Here is a 3,381-nt window from a genome sequence, read left to right as displayed (position 1 = left end):
ATTACTGATTGATTTGCCAGCTACTACCTACGATTTCCATTTTTTAGGGAATTCTCATATTCTTATTTGACGCTACCACATGTGATTATTTATCTTCTGCCTTTTTCTCACCGGCATTAAATTGAGTGCCGTAAGGCGGTTGACCGAAGGGCGATTCGCCAAAAGGCGGCGGAGCAAAACCCGGTCTCATCATAAGCATCATGTGCCAGTGCATAGCATCCATCAGTTCATTCATCATAATCATCAGTGCGTGGTGGGCAACATGCGGCGGGGCATATCTCGCCACATCGGCTAAAATTCTTATTTCCTCCAGATCCATTTCATAAGCCCTTTCTACCCTACTGTACCAGTCCATATTTTTCTCCCCCTTTCTTTGTGGCCTAATACAATATATGAAGGGCTCCCGAAAAATGTTTAAGTTTATAGAAAATCGTAACAATATCTGTGAAAACAAAATATCATATAATAGAAACGCTGCAGGAGGTAAAATATTATGGATACCCGACAGCAATTAGGGTCCAGGATTTTGCGCCGCGGGATGCGCGGGCCTGATGTGGCAGAACTCCAGAGAAGGCTGCAAAGCCTCGGGTACAACGTGGGGCCTATAGATGGAATTTTCGGGCGGCAGACAGAAAGGGCCGTAAGACAATTTCAGCGCGACAACAATCTGGTCCCCGACGGAGTGGTGGGCCCCCGTACAATCGCGGTGCTGGAACAGCTCATCCCATAAAGAAGAAAATCCGCTTTTTAGCGGATTTTCTCGTTGTCAGAACTTAGGCGTTGTTTATGGCATCCATTATCTTGTCCATCATGCCGCTTTTTTCCGCACTGTTGGACTTTTTCCATACCGCCTCAAAAAGAATCCCCATTCCCGGCAGGGCGGCTTCTTCCCGGGTTTCGATGGTTTCATTGATATATCCCTCAACTTCTTCCCGGCTACTACCCGCGAGATTTTTTAAAACCAGTTGGCGCACATCAAGAGCAGTCATGTTCATCCTCCCTTTGCAGCATTTCCTCCCTATAGAATGCCCTTTTTTTTAAAAAAATAAAACATCTGCCCGATTTCATTTTTTTGCGTGCCGCTGTAGTGAAATGTGCGTCCGAACAGAAAGCTCTTTCAAGCAAATGAAGGAGGGATAGCCATCAATCTGTCACTGGTTTTCTGACGGTGCCGCCCCGGGCGTCAACATATATGGTTTTTTCCAGCTTGCCTTTCCTGTGACCCAGGAGATAGTCCGTCATATTGGCTGCAGAACACGCATGGTTTGGTATCACCTGGACCCGGTCGCCGACTTTAATGGAAGTGGAACCAATTATCTTTATCTTCCCCACTTCTTCGGATAAATCCGTTATCAGGAGTTCGGGGTGGCCTTTTATAATTCCGTAACCCTTCACCAGGGATATGCCGTGGGCTCCTTTGTCCAGACCCAGGCATTTGCTGCCCACATCCATGATAAGAGTATCCGGCCGGGGGTGGGATATTATTGTGCCTAGCACCGAGAGTGCGCACCGCTCCTCCGGCACCACGCCCAGCGCAACCTGTATGCTGTCGTAAAATACGTAATTGCCCGGTCTCACCACGTTCACCCTGCGGTCCATTATCGCAAAGCGCGCGGTGGGGGTGCTGCCTACGGCAACCATGTCCACATCAAATCCGGCTTTTTTCAGGTTTTCCGCGGCCGAGAAAACGGCGGCTGCTTCTTCCTCTGCTGCTTTTTCTACTTCCTCGCGGTTCGACGCTCCATAGACATGGCCCGGGTGAGTGCCCACACCCTTAAGCTTCAGGTGTTTGAACTTCGACAATTTTACCGCCAGCTCTGCCGCGTCCCGAGGAAAGACGCCGAAGCGGTGCAGGCCGCTGTCGATTATTATGAGAAATTCCAGATTGACTCCAGAAATGGCGGCCACGGTTTCCACCTCTTGCGCCGCCTCAACGCCGTCTAGACTGATTATGAGCCGGCATCTTTTCGCGATTTCCATCACCCGTCTTATGTTTTCAGTGCCTGCCGCCGGATACGCCAGCATCAGATTTTTAAATCCGCTTTCGGCCAGCTTTTCGGCCTCGTCCAGGGTCCCTACCAGAAATCCCTCGGCACCCGCTTCCTCCTGAATAGCCGCTATCTGCGTGCTTTTGTGGGTCTTCACCATGGGCCAGAGCCTTTTTTTGTTCTCCCTGCAAAGCCGAGCCATCTCCCGCACGTTTTCTTCCAGGACATCCAGGTCTACCAAAAAGCTGGGGGTCGTCAAATTAAAAGTCATACCCCTTTCTCCTTCCCTTCTTCAAATTGGCGGAACGCTTTTCTCAAGAGTTCCCCGTCGATGTTGCCCCCGGAAATCACCACAGCCGCCTTGCCTCTCTCGGGAAGCTGCACCTTTTTTTGCAAAAGCGCCGCCACGCCGACTATGCCGGAGCCTTCGGCTATCTGCCTCTCATGGGTGGCCAGCCACGCTATGGCGTAAAGCAATCCTTCTTCCTCCGCCAGCACCATTTCGTCCACGTATTTTTTAACGATATCAAAGGTAACCTGATCAATACCGCCGGAAAGCCCTTCGGCAATGGTGGGCGGTACGGGTACATCCACCATCCTGCCCGCCTTAAAGCACTCGTACATGGTATACGCCGCGGTCGACTGGACGCCTATAACCTTTATCCCCGGATTAACGGTCTTCGCGGCTACGGCGATGCCCGAAATCAATCCGCCTCCGCCGACCGGGACCAAAATCATATCTAAATCCGGTATTTCCTCAAGGATTTCCAATGCTATGGTCCCCTGCCCGGACATAACGTCATAGTCCTCGAAGGCCGGTATGTAAACCCTTCTCTCCCTTTCGGCCAGTTTCAGGCAGTGTTCGTGAGCCTCGTCGTAATTCCTGCCGTACAGCACCACCTGGGCACCGTAGCATTTTGTGTTCTCCACCTTAACTCCGGGTGTATTCTCGGGCATTACAATTTTTGCATCGATTCCGAAAAGTTCGGCCCCGAGGGCGACGCCCTGGGCGTGGTTTCCAGCCGACGAGGTTATAACCCCTCTTTTTTTCTGTTCGTCATTCAAATTCCTTATTACATTGATGGCGCCCCTGATCTTAAAAGAACCCGTCCGCTGCAAATTTTCCAGCTTCAGGTATACCTCCGCTCCTGCAAGCTCCGTCAGGTGGCGGCTTTTTACAAGAGGTGTCCTTATTGCTATATCCCTGATGTTTTTCCTGGCTTTCAATATAGATACAAAATCAAGCATTCGAGCCCCCCCTATATTTTTCAAGCAGCAATTTATGGCAATCATTTTTAAATCCATTTTAATACATCATTTGATTCTAGTGTAGAAACCCTACTTTTTTACTTCTTTTCCCGAACCTTGAAAATTTCATAAGGAATGTTTTGGA

Annotated in this window: 5 protein-coding genes; 1 reads left to right on the top strand and 4 read right to left on the bottom strand. The window is 49.8% G+C overall.

What is annotated here, in order from left to right; genetic code table 11:
* Window positions 1–85 precede the first annotated feature (85 nt).
* Window positions 86–355, bottom strand: a complete 270-nt coding sequence (locus tag ACKX14_RS15440) for a hypothetical protein (protein ID WP_422449239.1) — start codon at window positions 353–355, stop codon at window positions 86–88.
* A gap of 138 nt (window positions 356–493) precedes the next feature.
* Between ACKX14_RS15440 and ACKX14_RS15435 the strand changes: the two genes are divergently transcribed.
* Entirely contained in the window at window positions 494–730 is a 237-nt protein-coding gene (locus ACKX14_RS15435; protein WP_422449237.1) for a peptidoglycan-binding domain-containing protein, read from the top strand.
* Window positions 731–773: 43 nt separating this feature from the next.
* Here ACKX14_RS15435 and sspI read toward each other — a convergent pair whose 3' ends face one another.
* The 3 genes from sspI to ilvA form a co-directional block, all read right to left on the bottom strand.
* Window positions 774–989: a small acid-soluble spore protein SspI gene (gene sspI / locus ACKX14_RS15430; protein ID WP_422449235.1), complete on the bottom strand. Its 216-nt coding sequence runs from the start codon at window positions 987–989 to the stop codon at window positions 774–776.
* 154 nt (window positions 990–1,143) lie between these two features.
* Window positions 1,144–2,259 carry an alanine racemase gene (locus ACKX14_RS15425; protein WP_422449233.1) on the bottom strand — a complete coding sequence of 372 codons (1,116 nt, stop codon included), beginning with the start codon at window positions 2,257–2,259 and terminating at the stop codon, window positions 1,144–1,146.
* Window positions 2,256–3,236, bottom strand: a complete 981-nt coding sequence (gene ilvA / locus ACKX14_RS15420; RefSeq protein WP_422449231.1) for a threonine ammonia-lyase — start codon at window positions 3,234–3,236, stop codon at window positions 2,256–2,258. Before ilvA ends, ACKX14_RS15425 begins: the two co-directional genes overlap by 4 nt.
* Between the last annotated feature and the right edge of the window lie 145 nt (window positions 3,237–3,381).

Source organism: Thermorhabdus hydrogeniformans (genome assembly GCF_049310025.1).
In the GTDB taxonomy this organism is placed as follows: domain Bacteria; phylum Bacillota; class Thermosediminibacteria; order Thermosediminibacterales; family Tepidanaerobacteraceae; genus JBJYKD01.
This window is presented reverse-complemented; position numbering and strand designations above follow the sequence as displayed.

What these genes read in the sequence shown, in the direction of transcription:
- ACKX14_RS15440 (WP_422449239.1), bottom strand. Translation starts at nt 355, where the DNA reads ATGGACTGGTACAGTAGGGTAGAAAGGGCTTATGAAATGGATCTGGAG.
- ACKX14_RS15435 (WP_422449237.1), top strand. Translation starts at nt 494, where the DNA reads ATGGATACCCGACAGCAATTAGGGTCCAGGATTTTGCGCCGCGGGATG.
- sspI (WP_422449235.1), bottom strand. Translation starts at nt 989, where the DNA reads ATGACTGCTCTTGATGTGCGCCAACTGGTTTTAAAAAATCTCGCGGGT.
- ACKX14_RS15425 (WP_422449233.1), bottom strand. Translation starts at nt 2,259, where the DNA reads ATGACTTTTAATTTGACGACCCCCAGCTTTTTGGTAGACCTGGATGTC.
- ilvA (WP_422449231.1), bottom strand. Translation starts at nt 3,236, where the DNA reads ATGCTTGATTTTGTATCTATATTGAAAGCCAGGAAAAACATCAGGGAT.